The sequence below is a fragment of the Kitasatospora sp. NPDC059722 genome, assembly GCF_042733235.1.
Lineage (GTDB): Bacteria > Actinomycetota > Actinomycetes > Streptomycetales > Streptomycetaceae > Kitasatospora.
The window spans coordinates 1-1634 of the sequence record NZ_JBHWGD010000285.1 but is presented as its reverse complement, the minus strand read 5'-3'; the positions used below and the strand labels follow the sequence as shown (position 1 = coordinate 1634).

The window sequence follows — 1634 nt, the reverse complement described above, 5'->3', positions numbered from 1 at the left end:
GGACCACACCGTCCTTGGTCGCCGAGGCGACGGGAGTACGGACCGCGATCACCGCGTGGTACTGCGACGCGTCCGAGCCCAGGCAGGAGGCCAGGATCTCCGCGACCGCCCCAGCCTCGATCGGGACCGTCTTCGCGCTGGTGACGGTGAAAGGAGCCTGGGTGACAGTGACGCGGGCATCGGATGAGCCGCTGCTGGGGACCGCCGGGGCGCCGGCCGAACCGGTGCCGCCGGCCGCGGGGGTGGGCGTGGCGGTGGGCGCTTCGGAGGGCTTGCCGCCGGCCGTGAGGGTGGGCGCTTCGGACGGCTTGCCGTGGGCCGCGGGGGTGGGCGTGGAAGTGCTGGTCGCGGCGGTGGCCGCTCCCCCCGCGGTCGCGATGACCGCGGCGGAGGCGGCGATGAGCATGATCGGGCGGATGCGCATGAATCCGTGTCCTTTCCTGCGGGGCGTCCGGTTGAAGCCCGCGCCCCTGTACGCCTCCCTGCGCCCGGCAGGTCGCACCCCGCACACGTGATCCAGTTCATAGGCCCTGGGCGCAACCCGGGGACGGCGCTCGTGCGTACAGGGCGGGAGGCTCCGCCCCAGGACGCACGGCTCCACCGCCGCGGCCGAGGAGTGCTTCCTCGCGAGCCGCCTGTGCCGCGAGCCGACGGACAGTCCCGGAAGAGAGGCCCTTGATGACGCCCCAGGAGTTCGACGCGTTCTACGCGGCGTCCTTCTCCCGCCTGACCGGGCAGCTCTACGCGATGACCGGCAACTGGTCCGAGGCGCAGGACGTGGTCCAGGAGGCCTTCATCCGCGCGTGGGACCGAAGGCTCACCTTCAACCCGGACGATGCCCCGGAGGCGTGGATCCGGACCACGGCCCGGCGGCTGGCCCTCTCCCGCTGGCGGCGTCTGGCCCGGGGCCTGCACTTGGCCGGACGCCACCACGGCCAGGAACCACCCACCGTCGAGCCGCCCACCGAGGAGCACCTGCTGGTGGTCACCGCGCTCCGCGACCTGCCCGAGGCGCAGCGGAGCGCCCTGGTCCTGCACCACATGTGCGACCTCTCCGTCGAGCAGGTCGCGGTCGAGACCGGCGCCAGCGTCAGCGCCGTCAAGAGCCGCCTCGCCCGCGGCCGGACCGCGCTCGCGGCCAGACTCGCCGACCGAACCCCGACCAGCGAGGAAGGAAGAATCCGTGTCTGACCCCGTCCACGACACCCTCGGCGACCGGCTGCGGCTGCTCGGCACGCAGATGCCCGCACCGACCCTGCCCGCTGCGGAGATCCGCCGACGCGCCGACCGGCGCCGCCGCCGGCGGCACGCCCTGGGCGCGACCGCGGCCTGCACCGCAGCAGCCCTGTGCCTGGCTGTCCCGTCCGTGCTGCACTCACCGGGACCACACCAAGGATCCGCACTGAACTCACCGGAGCCACAACAAGGAGCAGCCACCACGGCCGCCTCCTCCGCGTCGGCTTCCCCCCACCCTCCGGCCGCTTTCACCGTCACCAGTACGAGGACGGTCCCGATCGATGCCGGGGCGGTCGCGGAGATCCTGGCCTCCTGCCTGGGCTCCGACGCGTCGCAGTACCACGCGGTGATCGCGGTCCGCACTCCCGTCGCCTCGGCGACCAAGGACGGTGTGGTCA

The 1634-nt window shown here is 73.4% G+C and carries 1 protein-coding gene and 2 pseudogenes; 2 read left to right on the top strand and 1 reads right to left on the bottom strand.

Features of this window, described 5'->3' with window-relative positions; all coding sequences use genetic code 11:
• Positions 1-424: pseudogene (locus ACFV4F_RS43340) on the bottom strand (hypothetical protein); the annotation flags it as partial.
• 254 nt (positions 425-678) lie between these two features.
• Here ACFV4F_RS43340 and ACFV4F_RS43335 point away from each other — a divergent pair.
• Entirely contained in the window at positions 679-1191 is a 513-nt protein-coding gene (locus ACFV4F_RS43335) for a SigE family RNA polymerase sigma factor (protein ID WP_380449203.1), read from the top strand.
• Positions 1184-1634, top strand: a pseudogene (locus ACFV4F_RS43330) (hypothetical protein); the annotation flags it as partial. The gene ACFV4F_RS43335 and the pseudogene ACFV4F_RS43330, both read left to right, overlap by 8 nt.